The 16,374-nt window shown below is 54.3% G+C and carries 16 protein-coding genes and 1 tRNA gene; 11 read left to right on the forward strand and 6 right to left on the reverse strand.

The window, feature by feature from the left end:
• Positions 1-52: 52 nt before the first annotated feature.
• The 6 genes from R6V78_RS05575 to R6V78_RS05600 form a co-directional block, all read right to left on the reverse strand.
• Positions 53-1,723, reverse strand: a complete 1,671-nt coding sequence (locus R6V78_RS05575; RefSeq protein WP_410288346.1) for an IS1634 family transposase — start codon at positions 1,721-1,723, stop codon at positions 53-55.
• A gap of 358 nt (positions 1,724-2,081) precedes the next feature.
• A tRNA-Arg gene (locus R6V78_RS05580) sits at positions 2,082-2,157 on the reverse strand.
• Between the two features lie 48 nt (positions 2,158-2,205).
• Positions 2,206-3,501 carry a bifunctional folylpolyglutamate synthase/dihydrofolate synthase gene (locus R6V78_RS05585; protein ID WP_410288347.1) on the reverse strand — a complete coding sequence of 432 codons (1,296 nt, stop codon included), beginning with the start codon at positions 3,499-3,501 and terminating at the stop codon, positions 2,206-2,208.
• Positions 3,502-3,579: 78 nt separating this feature from the next.
• A complete protein-coding gene (rpsU, locus tag R6V78_RS05590) occupies positions 3,580-3,786 on the reverse strand; it encodes a 30S ribosomal protein S21 (protein ID WP_410288348.1) in 207 nt (68 codons plus the stop codon).
• A 271-nt stretch (positions 3,787-4,057) separates the two neighbouring features.
• Positions 4,058-4,732: an adenylate kinase gene (locus R6V78_RS05595; RefSeq protein ID WP_410288349.1), complete on the reverse strand. Its 675-nt coding sequence runs from the start codon at positions 4,730-4,732 to the stop codon at positions 4,058-4,060.
• Positions 4,733-5,037: 305 nt separating this feature from the next.
• Positions 5,038-6,450, reverse strand: a complete 1,413-nt coding sequence (locus R6V78_RS05600; protein WP_410288350.1) for an HD domain-containing protein — start codon at positions 6,448-6,450, stop codon at positions 5,038-5,040.
• 395 nt (positions 6,451-6,845) lie between these two features.
• Between R6V78_RS05600 and rho the strand changes: the two genes are divergently transcribed.
• From rho to R6V78_RS05655, 11 genes are all read left to right on the forward strand, one after another.
• The gene (gene rho, locus R6V78_RS05605; protein ID WP_410288351.1) at positions 6,846-8,093 is read left to right on the forward strand and encodes a transcription termination factor Rho; all 1,248 of its coding nucleotides are present in this window, start codon (positions 6,846-6,848) and stop codon (positions 8,091-8,093) included.
• A gap of 26 nt (positions 8,094-8,119) precedes the next feature.
• Positions 8,120-8,329: a 50S ribosomal protein L31 gene (gene rpmE, locus R6V78_RS05610; RefSeq protein WP_410288352.1), complete on the forward strand. Its 210-nt coding sequence runs from the start codon at positions 8,120-8,122 to the stop codon at positions 8,327-8,329.
• 181 nt (positions 8,330-8,510) lie between these two features.
• Positions 8,511-9,587 carry a peptide chain release factor 1 gene (prfA, locus tag R6V78_RS05615; protein ID WP_410288353.1) on the forward strand — a complete coding sequence of 359 codons (1,077 nt, stop codon included), beginning with the start codon at positions 8,511-8,513 and terminating at the stop codon, positions 9,585-9,587.
• Complete coding sequence (gene prmC, locus R6V78_RS05620) at positions 9,565-10,461, forward strand: peptide chain release factor N(5)-glutamine methyltransferase (RefSeq protein ID WP_410288354.1); 897 nt, start codon at positions 9,565-9,567, stop codon at positions 10,459-10,461. Before prfA ends, prmC begins: the two co-directional genes overlap by 23 nt.
• Before the next feature lie 214 nt (positions 10,462-10,675).
• The gene (gene rpsB, locus R6V78_RS05625) at positions 10,676-11,572 is read left to right on the forward strand and encodes a 30S ribosomal protein S2 (protein ID WP_410288355.1); all 897 of its coding nucleotides are present in this window, start codon (positions 10,676-10,678) and stop codon (positions 11,570-11,572) included.
• 5 nt (positions 11,573-11,577) lie between these two features.
• On the forward strand, positions 11,578-12,177 hold the full coding sequence (gene tsf / locus R6V78_RS05630) for a translation elongation factor Ts (protein WP_410288356.1): 600 nt from the start codon (positions 11,578-11,580) through the stop codon (positions 12,175-12,177).
• The gene (gene pyrH, locus R6V78_RS05635; RefSeq protein WP_410288384.1) at positions 12,177-12,893 is read left to right on the forward strand and encodes a UMP kinase; all 717 of its coding nucleotides are present in this window, start codon (positions 12,177-12,179) and stop codon (positions 12,891-12,893) included. The genes tsf and pyrH overlap by 1 nt, the downstream gene beginning before the upstream one ends.
• A 139-nt stretch (positions 12,894-13,032) precedes the next feature.
• A complete protein-coding gene (gene frr / locus R6V78_RS05640) occupies positions 13,033-13,590 on the forward strand; it encodes a ribosome recycling factor (protein WP_410288357.1) in 558 nt (185 codons plus the stop codon).
• On the forward strand, positions 13,526-14,326 hold the full coding sequence (locus R6V78_RS05645) for an isoprenyl transferase (RefSeq protein WP_410288358.1): 801 nt from the start codon (positions 13,526-13,528) through the stop codon (positions 14,324-14,326). Before frr ends, R6V78_RS05645 begins: the two co-directional genes overlap by 65 nt.
• Before the next feature lie 35 nt (positions 14,327-14,361).
• Positions 14,362-15,168: a phosphatidate cytidylyltransferase gene (locus R6V78_RS05650; RefSeq protein WP_410288359.1), complete on the forward strand. Its 807-nt coding sequence runs from the start codon at positions 14,362-14,364 to the stop codon at positions 15,166-15,168.
• 38 nt (positions 15,169-15,206) lie between these two features.
• Positions 15,207-16,370, forward strand: coding sequence for a 1-deoxy-D-xylulose-5-phosphate reductoisomerase (locus R6V78_RS05655; RefSeq protein ID WP_410288360.1), 1,164 nt, complete (start codon positions 15,207-15,209; stop codon positions 16,368-16,370).
• Positions 16,371-16,374: the final 4 nt, after the last annotated feature.

Below are 16,374 nucleotides of genomic sequence, written 5' to 3' on the forward strand. Positions count from 1 at the left end.
TCGTACTTTCGACACCCCTGTTAATGGTTTTTCGTGCAATTAATTTCCGCCTTTATGGTTTGACAAATACTTCCGGGTTGACTCCCATAGCCTGTAGAAATTCCAGTTGAACGGGCTTGAGCGGCCTTACCGATTGCCTTTGCGTACCAGATCTTGCGACCAGGATGCTCAAAAACTTCGTTGTCATCATGAAAGCGGTTGGTCGTTTGGTGGGGCGATTCTTCCAGCCGCTGATTTCGCTTTTCGTTTCTTCCAGATGTTGACGCATACAGCGTTCTATTAAACGCCAAATAAGTAGTGCGATGACAAGGATCAAACCGAGCACTTCAATACGGTTCGGTTTTTTCAAAAAGATTGAGTTGACGATCACCGGATCTTTCAAGAATCCGAAGTTTTGTTCGATGCCGCTCTGGTTTTTATACAGCTCTAAAAGAGTGATGGCAGGCCATTTTTCTATCGCCTGTGTGCCGGACAGGTTGGTCAGTAAAACAAAGCAACCGGCCTCAAGACGCAAGGGAGCGACAGCTTTCGCATCCACCCCGATCTTGATATCGAGAAGATATTCATACCCGATGGGCCTACGTGCTTTGCCTTTGGCGGGTCTTCCCCGGCGATATTTGGCCACTTCCCTGATTGCATACGTAAGTTCGTGATAGCTGCTCGCAGCCGTTTTTAGAATTTTTTCGGCTGTCGCCTCGGCCTCGGCCCGACAATAAAATGGGCCTGAGTTGATCTTCTTGCAGTGCGCTTCAAGATCGTTGCGTTTTTGCGCAAGCAATCGATCGATCCGCTTATGCCGCCTTTTATCATGGGCGGAGGAGTGAACGACGATGGCGCGGTAGGCTTCACCATAAAGTTCGACAGTGGTTTCAAACCCACGGTAAACCGCCGCAGGGCGTTTTTTCGTGGCAGGGGTCTGATTGAGATTGCCAAAACCAGTCCAATGGTCGGCGGCGACAGCCTCGGAAATGGCACGACTGCATTCCTTGTAGGTGGCTGGTAGCCGGGTCAGGAATTTTACGTTTTGATCTTTTGCTTTTTCGAGATTGTCCGGCGTGACAAAAGCTGCGTCTGCCACATATACGAAGGCTCCGGGTCGGAGACCGTGCCGGGCCATGTGCTTTGAGACGCCTCCTAAAAGTTCGTTGTTCAACGTTTTATCCGATGCGTTGCCGTCTTCGGTGGTTCCCAAGATGGGAATGTTGCGATCGACGCACAGCATCGAAATGAGAAACTGCTTCAGATCAGGACGTTTGTCCTTGCTGTGGCCGTATGTGATCTTCAGTGGCGGATCGGTAAAATCGTAATCTCCGAAAACGCTGATGGAGGTTGTGTCATAATGCAGGCGACGCACATCGACGTCAAAAACACCAATGGCATTTTGAGCGATCTGTGAAAACACCTTTTGGGTACCGGTTGCGAAGATCTTATCCAGCACCCGTCCGATATTGTAGTCACAGAAAAGCTCCGGTTTGACATCGCAGCCCAACATCAGTTCGGTGTCCTTTTCCTGGAAGAACTCTTCCATCCGGTACAAAGGGGTTCTTCCCGAAAGTGTGTCCAACACCATGGCCAGAATAGCGACTCCCGGTGAGAGATCCATTTCACTGTCAACCATGGCGTCCAGTGTCTCAACCAGCTTAATCTTTTTGGCGAAATCTTTGATGATCGGCAGATGGCCGACCTCGGAAAATGTCACATTGTCGGGAACCAAGTTTCGCATTATGCCCTCCCTGAGTTCGTGTTGATCCTGTGAGAGCATAACTATCAGAAATCATTGACAATGTCTAGACATAAATTATTTAATATAATATCAATATGTTAGAATCATCAACGCCTTGCTTTCATTGGAAAATAAATTCACCTGATCTCAGGTCAAAAGGGTGTCGAAAGTACGCTGGATCATTCATACGATTCCTTCAGTTTTTCATCTGATAAAGTCTTTAATCATTCCTTTTCATTTTCCTGGGTTCACTTAGATTTACCTGGAGATGGCCTCCTTATGTTGGGTATAGTGTTGGGTATTAAAAACTTACAGAAATAAAAAAGGCTTACAATTACTTGTAAGCCACTGATTTTATTGGCGCGCCCGGTTGGGATCGAACCAACGACTCCCAGCTCCGGAGGCTGGTGCTCTATCCACTGAGCTACGGGCGCGATGTGTCGGGGAAAATAGAGTAAAGACCCGCACAAGTCAAGGCCGTTTTAGATCTGGAACAACCCTTCACCCGATTTTTCCAGGGCGGCTTTGGCTTCACCGATCACGTACAGGCTGCCGGCGACGCAGACCGCATCATCGGGTTTGGACGTGGCGATGGCATAACGAACGGCATCTCCCACATCGGCAACGATCTGGATGTCAGAAATAAGGGGTTTGGCGGCGGTCTCGAGCGTTTCCGGGGGCAGGGACCGGTTGATTTTTGGCCGTGTGAGGATCAAACGCGCGCATGGGGCCACCAGGTCCTTGAGGATGGCCGAGTAGGGTTTGTCATCCAGGATGCCGGCCACCATGGTAATCCGTCGCCCGGCAAGGTTGTCCTGCAGGAACCGGCTCAGCCGCCGTGCGGCCATGAGATTGTGCGCTCCGTCCAGAATCACGTAAGGTCTTTGGGAAACCACTTCCAGTCGTCCGGGCCAGCGGTTTTGGATCAGGCCGGACTGGATATGATCTCTGGACAGGCGGTTGTCCCTGCGCATGATCAGTTCGCAGGCCGCCAGGGTCAGGGAGGCGTTGTCCACTTGATGGCCGCCCAAGAGACTGGTGCGCATGCCGGTCCAGCGGTGATCGATGCCCCTGTAGGAGAATCGGTTATCGCCGGTGCGGCGTACATTGAAATCCCGGCTTTTCATAAACAGGGGTGATGATTGTGCTGATGCGGCTTTTTCGATGACGGCCCGGGCTTTCGTCTGGCTCACGCCGGTGACCACGGGTATGCCGGGTTTGATGATGCCGGCCTTTTCTCCGGTTATCGCTGCGATCGTGCTGCCGAGGTACGTCTTGTGTTCCAGCGAGATGTTGGTGATGACACTGACCAGCGGCTTTACGACATTGGTTGCATCCATGCGTCCGCCCATTCCGGTTTCGATGACGGCGTAGTCTACGTCGCCCTGCCCGAAGGCCTGGAAGGCCATGGCCGTCGAAAATTCAAAAAATGTGGGTTCCCGATTGCCGTGGTGGACGGATTTGACCGCCTCCCAGGCTGCCACGACAGCATCGTCGGTGATCGGCGTGCCGTTGATGCATATCCTCTCGTTGAAACGGATCAGGTGCGGCGAGGTGTAAAGTCCCACCCGATAGCCGGCCTGCTGCAGGATGGTTGCGATTGCCGAAGCGATCGATCCTTTGCCGTTGGTGCCGGCGATGTGGATGGAAGAAAAGCGCTGTTGGGGATTGCCCAGGCCTGCAAGGATGTTGGTGATGGTCGACAGGCCGAGGATAATGCCGAAGCGTCGCATACCAAACATGGCATCGAGGCATTCGGTGTAGGCTTTGGTTGGCATTGCGGCGATTCCTAATCCCAAAACAAAGACCCGGCGGGGAAATGCTCCCTGCCGGGTCATGTCGTCTAACGGGTATCGCTAACGGTATCTCTTGCTTCTTGCAACAGCAATGCGCTGTCTGCGCAGGGCCTCACGTTCTTTGCGACGACGGTACTCGCTTGGTTTCTCGTAGCTTTTTTTCAGCTTCAAGCGTTTGAACAGACCATCGTTTTGGATTTTTTTCTTCAAAATGCGCATGGCCTTTTCGAGATCGTTGTCGAAGACTTTGACTTCAATTGCTTTCAAACTGGCTCAACCCCCCTTTTTACCATCGCGTCGACAAGTTGGCCTGGGTATTCCAACCCGGATGGTTATTTTTATAAAACAAAATATATTCAATAGCAGAAAAATTTAAATTTTCCAACAAAAAGATTTGTCCGGCGCACATGGAAAAAAGTATGCCAACACCTTCCATTTGAACCGCGATCGCAAGCCCATTCCCCGCCGCAAGCAGCGGGGAGGATTCAATGCTGATATGTTCACTGAAAAAATTCCACCGGTTTGAAAACCAACCTGCTTAAAGTTTGGATACCAGTTCGGCGGTTACCGCTTTCACGCTGGGGGTTCCGTCAAGGGTGATGTACTTCATGGAGCCGCCTTTTTTAGCCAGATCTCTAAAATAATAGGCCGATGCCAGGGTCCCTTCGGTGGTGTCATAGTAAATGTCATGGCGTTTGTTGATGGCCGTTTCGTCCTGGTCGTCGCTTCTGGTCTTCAGGTTGCCGCCGCAAACCCGGCATTTGTCGCCGTTGGGTTTGATGGCATCGATGTAGATATTGTTGGGGTGGTTGTTGTCATTTTCACACAGGCGGCGGCCCATGATCCGGTTTTTGGCAATTTCACGGTCGAGCAGGATCTCGACGACGATGTTCAGGGCCATGCCTGCTTTTTTGAGGGCTTCATCCAATTTTATGGCCTGATTTCTGTTTCGGGGAAATCCATCCAGCAGCCAGCCATTTTTGCAGTCGCTCTGCTGCAGGCGGTCGAGAATCATGGGAATGGTGATCTCGTCAGGAACCAGGTCGCCCTTGTCGATGTAGGCCTTCGCCTTGGCGCCCAATTCGGTTCCCTTGCCGATGTTTTCGCGAAAGATCGCTCCGGATTCGATGTGGGGAGTTTTGTACTTTTCTTTCAGGATCGCTCCCTGGGTGCCTTTTCCACTGCCGTTGGGGCCGAAAAACAAGATGTTCATGCACATGCTCCTTTCTGTTTCCCGTTCAATTGCACAGGATCATTGAAAATGCCAATCGCACCGCGATGACGGGCTCCCGCATGCTGACCAGAAAGCGGGGTTTCCACGCAATCCTCGTGTGCCGTTCTTTTTTGATTGGTACGGTTTTGGGCCGCATCCATTGTTGATGATTGGTTTCAGGCGGGCTGGCTCCGAAGTGTGATTTACCCAGCTATCCGCGTTAGTACAGAAATGAGGCAGACTTGTCAAGCACGGGCATGCGGGGAGTCAGGTTTCTGGGGGGTATCTTGTTATGGGCACTCTCCTCAATTTTCTGAACTCACGCCTTTGACTCCCGACATTAGATAGGCGCCAACCCATTTCAGGGCCTGATCCCGGGTGGAGAGTTCGCCGGTGAGGCGTTGTTCATCCACACGGTTCAAAATGTGCCTGAATCGGGGGGAGGGAGCGAGACCAAAAACGGCCATGAGGTCGTGGCCGCTGATCAGCGGAGGAACGGTCGCCTGTATATGTCGGTAGTCGCGATATTCACGGGCCAGGCATCCACAAAAGGAGATGAATCCCTTGTCCCTGTCCTGCAGATCCTTCCCTTTGGCCATGATATCGGCCATGGCATGCACGAGGATCGGCAGGCTCAAGCGACCGCACCGATTGAAGAAACGGACCCGGCCTCTGCGGCCGAGGCTTCCATGTGCAGATGCCAGGAACAGGAAAAGCGGCCGGAGGTGGTGCCGGATGACGGCATCGGCAACCCCGCGCTGCCGGTTGGACAGCCTTAACCGGCTGCTGATCTTCGCAACGATCACCGCGCTTTTTGCGGCATGACCGGGAAAACCGATCCGCCCCTGCCCGTCGACCCGCCGTGTACCCGGTTTGCCTACATCGTGAAGCAGGGCGGAGTATTTCAACATGGCCGCATGGCCGGACAGATCCGCTTGTTCGGCGGCTGCGGCCAGAAAGGGAAGACGGTCGTCAGAACCATCAAGCAGATCCTCCAGTTTTTCATAAGCCCGCAGGCTGTGATCAAACACATCAAACTGGTGGTGGTGGTTCTGCATGCAACCGACGGTGGTTTGCAGTTCCGGGAAAAGTGCAGTGAGCAGCCCGCTGGCCGCCATGTCCCGGAGGATGGGGGCGGATGCGGCCGTGTTGAAAAGCTTGACCAGTTCCGCCCAGACCCGTTCCCCGGCAACGCTGCCCACGAGGCGGCAATGCCTGCCGATGGCCTCGCGGGTCCCTGCGGATATGGAATAGTGAAAAACTGCCGCCATGCGGTAGGCCCGAACCAGTCTAGCCGGGTCGCGTTCAAAGATTCCCGGCGAAACCATGCGAACCCTTTTCTGCTGCAAATCCACCAGTCCGCCGGTGCAGTCCACCAGGCGGCGCTCCTTGATATCATAGGCCATGGCGTTGATGGTAAAATCCCGCTGCAGCAGATCCGCTTCGATGGATGGACAGTTGAGGGGGGTGATGTCGACGGTCGTCTGCGGCGATGCGACCCGCAGGACCTCGAACCTCTTTTTCCCCATATCGACGATCCGGCCATCGGTTTTAGCGGCGATCTGTCGGGCGGTATGGAAGATGTCCCCGTCCACCACAATATCGATGTCTGCCGGGGTATGACCGGCCAGCATATCACGCAGCGCGCCTCCGACCAGGTAAATCCCTTCGGGGTCGTCAGGCAGAAAGTCAAGTTCGATCAAATTTTTATCAACCATTGCACATGCGACCGGGTTGCTGATGATTGCCGGAGCTGTCGGGCAGCCGAAACCGTCCTGCAACCGTTTCAAAATCCCTTGACACCGGCGGGTTCATGGTATAACAATTTTCAGCATATCCTCGGGCGGACCCGTCTGATGGGGTAAATTTCAATAACTTCTATCACAAAAACACGCAGATTCCTCCAAAAAAACCAACAGCACAGCCCAACTCACCCGAAAGGCACCGTTGTAAAGTGAAATCCGAAATACTGGTTTAGGGTGTCAAATCTGTTCGTCATCGGTGGTAACCGGAAACCGGGGATGCTGTTGTATTCCATATTCAGCGAGAACGCTTTTGCAGTGCATCAGTTGCGGGTTATGTGCGCTAATCAATCCTAACGCGGGGTGTGTTGATGAACATCGTAGAACTGAAAGACAAAAAAATCAATGAACTGACTAAAATGGCCAAGCAGCTCAATATCGACGGTGCTGCCGGTATGCGCAAGCAGGAGCTGATATTTTCTTTGCTCCAGGCACAGATCGAAAAAGACGGGCTGATCTTCGGAGAGGGGACGCTGGAAATCCTGCCCGACGGATTCGGCTTCCTGCGTGCACCGAACTACAACTATCTGCCCGGACCTGATGATATTTATGTTTCACCGTCGCAAATCCGGCGGTTCAACCTGAGGACCGGCGATACCGTTTCCGGCCAGATCCGCCAGCCCAAGGAGTCCGAACGCTATTTTGCCCTGTTGAAGGTCGAGGCCGTCAACTATGAAGATCCGGAAGTGGCCCGGGAGAAGATCCTTTTCGACAACCTTACGCCGTTGTACCCGGAAAATAAGGTCAATCTGGAGACCGAACCGGAAAATTACTCCGCCCGGATCATGGATCTGCTGACACCCATCGGCTTCGGCCAGCGCGGGTTAATCGTTTCGCCGCCCCGTTCCGGTAAAACCATGTTGCTGCAGTGCATTGCCAATTGCATTGTGAAAAATCACAAGGACATTGTGCTGTTTGTCCTGCTCATTGATGAGCGTCCGGAAGAGGTTACTGACATGCAGCGGTCGGTGAAGGGCGAGGTCATTAGCTCCACCTTCGACGAACCGGCCGAGCGCCATGTGCAGGTGGCCGAAATGGTGATCGAAAAGGCCAAGCGGCTGGTGGAGCACAAAAAGAACGTGGTGATCCTGCTGGACAGCATCACCCGTCTGGCGCGGGCCTACAACTCGGTCATGCCACCCAGCGGCAAGATCCTCTCCGGCGGTGTGGACTCAAATGCCCTGCAGCGGCCCAAACGGTTTTTTGGTGCCGCCCGAAACATCGAGGAGGGCGGCAGTCTGACCATCATCGCCACCGCCCTGGTGGATACCGGCTCACGCATGGATGAGGTTATCTTCGAAGAGTTCAAAGGCACCGGCAACATGGAAATTCAGCTGGATCGCCGCCTGGCCGACAAGCGAATCTTCCCGGCCATCGACATCAAGAAGTCAGGAACCCGCAAGGAGGAGCTGCTCCTTGACGAAAAAACCCTGAACCGGGTCTGGATCCTCAGAAAACTGTTTGCCTCTTTAAATCCGTCGGACAGCCTTGAATTTTTACTTGAAAAAATGAACGGAACAAAGGATAATGCTGATTTCTTGGATTCAATGAACACTTAATATGATCATAGGGAGTTGAAATTAAAATGAAAACCAATATCCATCCGGATTACGCGGATACGACAATTCAGTGTGCCTGTGGCAATACCATCGAGGTTGGTTCTACAAAAAAAGACATACGCGTGGAGATCTGCTCCAATTGTCATCCTTTTTTTACCGGCAAGCAGAAACTCGTGGATACGGCGGGTCGTATCGAACGGTTCAGAAAAAAATACGAAAAATTCCAGAATCAATAGCGCTTTTGCCCCTGTCCGCCTTCAGGTTGCGTCCGGTGCCCGGCTTCCAAATCCGGGACCGGGACCTACCCACCCTGAATTTCCCATGTCTCGATCTCATTCTTAAATAGCGAACGGATAAACCACATGATAGAACCGTCGATGGGTTGGGGTGGTTTCCCGTCATGAATTGGTGGTGCCCATGTTTGAAAAATTAAAAGGTGTCCAAGATCGCTTCCAGGAGTTGGAGCGGCTTTTGTCCGATCCGAAAGTAGTCCAGGACAGAGACGCCTACCAAAAGTTCATTCGTGAACACGCGGAAATTTCCCCCATCGTCGGGGCGTTCAGGGAATTCAAGCGGGTGGACCGCGAACTGGATGACAGCCTCGAACTGCTCCACGATGAAGACCCCGAAATGAAGAAGATGGCCGGTGAGGAGGTTGACCGGCTGCAGCGTGAGAAGGGACGCATTCAGGAGGCGTTGAAAATTCTTTTGGTTCCCAAGGATCCGCTGGACGATAAAAATGTGATCCTGGAGATCCGTGCCGGTACGGGGGGCGATGAAGCCGGGCTCTTTGCCGGTGATCTTTTCAAGATGTACCAGCGCTACGCAGATGCACGTGGATGGAAGGTGGATGTGATCGACCACCACACGACCGGTGTGGGGGGGCTCAAGGAGGTCATCGCCAACGTCAACGGCAAAGGCGCTTACAGTCGCCTGAAATTCGAAAGCGGCACCCATCGGGTTCAACGGGTGCCGACCACCGAGACCCAGGGACGGATTCACACCTCAGCAGTGACTGTGGCAGTGCTGCCGGAGGCCGAGGAGATTGAAGTCGATATCGGGGCCAATGAACTCAAGGTGGATGTGTTTCGATCTTCGGGACCCGGCGGCCAGTCGGTCAATACCACCGACTCGGCGGTTCGCATCACACACCTGCCGTCCGGCCTCGTGGTGACTTGCCAGGATGAAAAGTCTCAGCACAAAAACAAAGCCAAGGCCATGAAGGTGCTGCGTGCCAGGCTCCTGGACCAGATGGTCAGGGAGCAAAACGAGGAGCGCTCCCAGAACCGCAAAAGCCAGGTGGGCAGCGGCGACCGCAGCGAACGGATACGGACCTATAATTTTCCCCAGGGCCGCGTCACCGACCACCGAATCGGTTTGACCCTGTACCGGCTGGAATCCATTCTCCAGGGCGATGTGGACGAGGTCATCGATCCACTGATCACTTTTTACCAGAGCCAGGCGCTTCAGCATGCCGAACGCGTCGACGCATAAAACATCCCCATGGACCACCCTGGACCTGGTGAAATGGACGGCCGGCTATTTCAGTGATCATCATGTTGAAAATGCCCGCAGCGAAGCCGAAATCCTGCTGGCCCATAGCCTGGGCCTCCGGCGTATCGATCTCTATTTGAATTACGACCAGCCTTTGTGCGATGATGAGCTGGCACGCTTCAAAGCCTTGATTAAAAGGCGTGTGGACGGTGTGCCCGCGGCTTATATCACCGGGAACCGCGAATTCTGGTCCCTGGCGCTTGCGGTGAACCCGTCCGTGCTGATTCCCAGGCCGGAAACCGAATGTCTGGTGGAGGCGGTGCTGCCTCTCCTCGACGACAAAACCGGAGCAGCCAAACGTGTGCTGGATATGGGTACCGGATCGGGCGCCATCATCATCTCCCTGGCCCACGAGCACCCCGAGCATTTTTATATGGCCATGGATCGGTCCATGGCCGCATTGCAAACAGCCCGGCAAAATGCCCGCCGGCACCAGCTTGATCATCGAATCGGCTGGTTCTGTGGAAGCTGGACTGCGGCCCTGGCACCGGACCGGGAGACCTTCGATCTCATCGTGTCCAACCCACCTTATGTCCGCAGCGACGATATCGACGGTTTGCAGGTGGAAATACGCGACCACGAGCCCGGGCTGGCACTGGATGGCAGCACCGACGGTCTGCAATGCCTGCGGCTGATCATCGAATCGGCCCATCGCCATCTGAAGGCAGGCGGCTCGGTTGCCCTGGAGATGGGGTGTGACCAGGCTGCCGACATTGTCCGGATTGCCGCAGCGGTCGGCCAATACGGACCGCCACGAATCATCAAGGATTACAGCGGTCTCGATCGCGTTGCCGTGATGGTAAAAAAGGCGTGATCGGGTTGCAAGGTTAAATTGGATTGCCTGGTCGGGCGCCAAGATAGACATCCGTGAGATTCGTCATTTTAGGCTTGCGGCCTGAAATGATTTTTGTTAATTAAACTCGTTTTAAAACCACACGTCCGTGGACCGGATCCTGGTGCTTTCAAAGGAAAGTCGGATTTTGGGGCTGAAGCGGGCGAAGGCAAAACCAATCCACAAGGAGAAGACAATGGCTTACGTGACCATGAAAGAACTGCTGGAAGCTGGTGTCCATTTCGGCCATCAGACCAAACGCTGGAACCCCAAGATGAAACAATATATCTTCGGGGCGAGAAACGGCATTTACATCATCGATCTGCAAAAGACCGTAAGAATGTTCCGAGATGCCTACGATTTTATTACGGATACGGTGGCCGCCGGCAAAACGGTCCTTTTTGTGGGAACGAAAAAACAGGCCCGCGAATCCATATACGAAGAAGCCAACCGTGCCGAGATGTTCTATGTTCACAACCGCTGGCTGGGCGGGATGCTGACCAATTTTCAAACCATCAAGAAAAGCGTCGACCGCCTGAATTACCTGAACACCATTGAAAACGACGGTTCGATCAGCCTGTTCCCCAAAAAAGAGCGGCTGAAACTGGGCAAGGAACGGGGAAAACTGGACAGCACCCTGGGCGGTATCCGCACCATGACCAAACTGCCCGGTGCGATTTTTATCATCGATCCGAAAAATGAAGCCATCGCCGTGCGTGAGGGACGCCGTCTGGGTATTCCCATCGTGGCGGTCCTTGACACCAACTGCGATCCCGATGAAATCGATCACCCCATCCCCGGTAACGACGATGCCATCCGTGCCATCCGGCTGATTACCTCGAAAATGGCTGATGCCTGTATTGAGGGCAAAGACCGCTACCAGGAACGTCAGCAGGCAGCCGTTGACAAGGGTGACGAAGAACCGGAATTTGAAGCCACTGCGCTGGAACTCAAACCCGGTGAACGCAAAGTCATCTCCGATGGCACCGACGGTCCGGTGGTCGAAATCATCCGCAAAGGCACCGCCGCTGCCGAGCATATTGAATCTAAAAAGGAAGCAGCCTCTTCGGAAGCTGAACCGACGGGAGAATAATTCACATGTCAGACATCAGTGCAGCAATGGTCAAGGAGCTCCGGGAAAAGTCCGGAGCCGGAATAATGGATTGTAAGGCAGCCTTGAGCGAGTGTGGCGGCGACCCTGAAAAAGCCATCGATTTCCTGAGGAAAAAAGGCATCGCCACCGCAGCCAAACGGGCTGGCCGCGCTACCTCCGAAGGCACCGTGCAGTCCTATATACATATGGGTGGCAAGATCGGCGTCATGGTCGAAGTGAACTGCGAAACCGACTTTGTGGCCAAGACGGATGATTTTAACGCGTTTGCCAAAAACATAGCCATGCATATCGCGGCCACCAGCCCGGTGGGCATTGTTCCTGAAGACGTTCCCCAGGCGGTGGTCGATCGCGAACGTGAGATTTATCGGGCGCAGGTACTGGAGATGGGCAAACCCGAGCAGATGGTTGAGAAGATCACTGAAGGCAAACTGAACAAGTTTTTCAAGGAAAGTTGCCTGATGAATCAGCAGTATGTCAAGGAACCGGACAAGACCGTCGCCGATTACCTCAACGAGGTGATTGCCCGGACCGGTGAAAAGATCACCATAAAACGATTCGCCAGATTCCAGATCGGAATGGAATAATCGTGGCGGCCAAATTTAAACGCATCTTGCTCAAGCTGAGCGGTGAGGCCCTGATGGGCGATCAGGGCTTCGGTATCTGTCCCGACATGCTCTCTTATGTGGCGGAAGAGGTCCGCTCCATCGTTGCGTTGAATGTTCAGCTGGCCATTGTGGTCGGCGGCGGAAATATTTTTCGCGGCGTAGCCGCAGGCGCCTTCGGCATGGAGCGGACATCGGCCGACCACATGGGTATGTTGGCCACAGTGCTCAACAGTCTGGCCCTCCAGGATGCAATGGAGAAGCGGGGCATTCAGACCCGTGTTCAAACGGCAATCTCCATGCATGAAGTGGCTGAGCCGTATATTCTTCGGCGTGCGCTGCGACATCTGGAAAAGGGGCGGGTGGTCATTTTCGCCGCCGGTTCAGGCAACCCTTACTTTACCACCGACACGGCCGCGGTTCTGCGCGCCAAGGAAATTCACGCCGAGGTCCTGCTTAAAGCCACCAAGGTTGACGGGTTGTATGATTCCGATCCGGAGCGCAATGCAGAAGCCCGGTTCATCAAAACCATCAGTTATATGAAAGTACTCGAAAGGCAGTTGAAAGTCATGGACATGACGGCCATTTCGCTGGCCATGGACAATCAGCTTCCATTGATCGTGTTTAATCTGAAAGCAAAAGGCAATATAAAAAAGGTGGTCGAGGGAGATACCGTCGGAACCACCATCGGTGGATAAGGGTCGCGGCGAAAGCATTGCCCGTCGCGCTTCTCTTCCGGCCCGTCCAAAGCGTTCACCCGCCGGTAAATATCGTGACAGGTTCGACCGTGCCTGACCTGTCAACCCATAAATTCCGTGCGAACGAGGTGCCCAAGCCATGATCGAGTCCACACTTCAGGAAACCAAAGACCGGATGGGTAAAACCATCGATGATCTGAAACACGAGCTCACGCGTGTCAGGACCGGACGGGCGTCGCTATCGCTTCTGGATGGTATCCGGGTGGATTATTACGGTACGCAGACCCAACTGAACCAGATGGCCTCCCTGTCGGTGCCTGAAAGCCGCCTGATCGTTATCCAGCCCTGGGATGTTTCTGCAATCAAGGAGATCGAAAAGGCCATTCTCAAGTCTGATCTCGGCTTGACCCCGTCCAGCGACGGCAAGCTGGTCCGAATTTCCATCCCGCCGTTGACCGAGGAACGCCGCAAAGAGCTGGTCAAGGTTGTCGGCAAGATGTGTGAGGAACACAAGATCGCCGCGCGCAACATCCGTCGGGACTCCAACGAACTGCTCAAGAGCTTCAAGAAAGACGGAGACATTTCGGAAGACGAGGCCTTCAAGGCTCAGGACAGCGTTCAGAAGATCACCGATGAGTATATCACCAAGATCGACGAGATATACAAAAAAAAAGAGAAAGAGATCCTTGAATTTTAGTTCATCCTCTTCGGTGCGGAATGAACTCGATCCCGAACGGATGCCGAAACACGTTGCCATCATCATGGATGGCAACGGCCGCTGGGCCAGAAAACGTCTGCTGAACCGCATCAATGGGCATGAAAAAGGTGCGGAAGCCGTAAGGACCGTCGTGCGCACGGCCCGCAAACTCAATATCCCTGTGCTGACCCTCTACGCATTCTCCACCGAAAACTGGCAGCGTCCCCAACCCGAAGTTTCCGGACTGATGCTGCTGCTGCGGCGTTTTTTAGAATCTGAACACAAGACGCTCGTCGAAAACGAAATCCGGCTCCATGCCATCGGTCAGATCGACCGGCTGCCCAAAGCGGTCCGTGACAAGCTGAATGCGGTCATGAACGCCACTGCAGACAACACCCGGATGGTTCTGAACCTGGCACTCAGCTACGGCGCCCGAACGGAGATTGTCGATATGGTCAAACGGATTGCGCAATCAGTCCAAAAGGGCACGCTTGACCCGGCTGCGGTGACGGCAGAGACGGTTGCCGAAAATTTGTACACGTGCGGCATGCCGGATCCGGATCTGTTGATTCGCACCAGCGGAGAAATGCGGATCAGCAATTTTCTGCTCTGGCAGATCGCCTATTCCGAAATTTTCTTTACACCGACCCTCTGGCCCGATTTTGGTGAAGATGAGTTCGTTGAAATCCTCACTGCGTACCAGAGTCGGGAACGACGTTTCGGCGCAATCCCCTGAACCTGGCCCGGACGGCCAAGGCCAAATTGACGACCATGCACTTGAAACGCTGGACCACCGGAATTGTTGCCCTGCCGATCATCTACCTGCTGGTTTCCGCGGGCGGCCTGGTGTTTTCCCTGCTGATCGCCGCCGTCAGCCTGGTGACCCTGTGGGAGTATTATCGGGCCGTTTTCAACACACATGCCGTCGGTCTGGTGCGATTGATGCCGCTGGTCGGACTCTGCCTGACGCCGGTCATTGCGGGAACCGTACACCGCTGGGGCATGATTTATGTCCCGTTGATCATCGCCGTGGACATTGTCCTGGCCGCCGGACTGAGTCTGCGGCTATTTAAACATGATCCCCAAGCGCCGCACCTGGTTGCCAAGCAGGTGTTGGGGCTGGTTTATATTCCTGCTGCGCTTGCATTTTTAATTCTCATCCGTTCCGGTGACAGCGGTGCGCAATGGATTTTCTGGCTGTTGTGCATTGTTGCCGCCGGCGATACCGGTGCGTTTTATGCGGGTACCTACCTGGGCCGCCACAAGCTCTGCCCCTGGGTAAGCCCCAAAAAAACCATCGAGGGCAGTATGGGCGGTCTGGCTGCGAACATCCTGGCGGCCCTGGGGTTTAAAGTACTGCTGCTTCCTGCGCTTGCGATCCTGCCATGCGTGGCTTTTGCACTGGTCATCGGCACCGCCGGACAGGTCGGCGATCTGTTTGCCTCTGAATTCAAACGATCGGCCGGCATCAAAGATTCCGGGACACTGCTTCCCGGTCACGGGGGGTTTCTCGACCGGCTGGATGCCCTTCTGTTTGCCTCTCCGCTTGCCTATCTGCTGAAAATCAGTATATTCTGACCGGGATTGAAATTCAGGCAAGGGGGGGCCGAAAGACCATGAAATCACTTTCCATTCTGGGTGCTACCGGATCCATCGGCGTCAAGGCCCTTGAAATCGTGAGACAATTCCCGCAGCGGTTCCGGGTGAACGCGCTTACGGCCAAAACCAATGTCGCTCAGCTGGCAAAGCAGATTGTCCAGTTCACCCCTCGGTTGGCGGCTGTCTATGATGTCGAGCATGCCAGGCAATTAAAAGCCCTGCTGCCCCTGACCGCGGCGGTGGAAATCGTATACGGTGAAGCGGGGTACATCGAGGCTGCCACCTGTGAGGACACCGACATGGTGCTGGGTGCCATGGTCGGCTCGGCCGGATTGGTTCCGACGCTAGCCGCCATTGATGCCGGCAAGGATATCGCCCTGGCCAACAAGGAGACCCTGGTCATGGCCGGCGCCATCGTGATGCAGAAAGTCGCCGGTCGCGGTGTCAAGCTTATGCCGATAGACAGTGAGCACAGCGCCATTTTTCAGAGCCTGGCTGGCCATGGACACAACGGTATCCGTGAGATTCTGATAACTGCATCCGGCGGCCCTTTTTTACATCGCCAGTTGGCGGAATTCAGCACCATAAAGCCGCAAGAGGCCCTGCGGCACCCCAACTGGTCCATGGGCAGAAAAATCAGCATCGACTCGGCCACGATGATGAACAAGGGGTTGGAAGTGATTGAAGCCCGATGGTTGTTTGATATGGACTTTCAGCGGATCAAGGTTGTGGTGCACCCCGAGAGCATCATCCATTCCATGGTGGTCTATGAAGATGGTGCGGTAATCGCTCAGATGGGCGTCCCTGATATGAAGGGGGCCATCGCCTACGGCCTTTCCCACCCCCAGCGGCTGCCCCTGCACGTTCCCGCACCTGATTTTGCCCAAATTGGCCAGCTTTCCTTTGAAGACCCCGATCTGGAGCGCTTTCCCTGTCTGAACCTGGCCTATCGGGCCGGCGAACAGGGGGGTACCCTGCCCGCCGTGCTCAATGCCGCCAATGAGGTCGCCGTGGCAGCGTTTCTCGACGAGCGGCTTCCGTTTACGGGGATTTTTCCGATCATCGACCGGACCATGGACCGCCATTGCGGAAAAAATTGTGCGGACCTTGGCCAGATTATCGAGGCGGACCGCTGGGCCAGAGAAACGGCCCTGTCGCTGATCCGCCGGCAGGAGCGTTAACGTA

The organism is Desulfosarcina sp., assembly GCF_046496365.1.
GTDB lineage: Bacteria > Desulfobacterota > Desulfobacteria > Desulfobacterales > Desulfosarcinaceae > Desulfosarcina.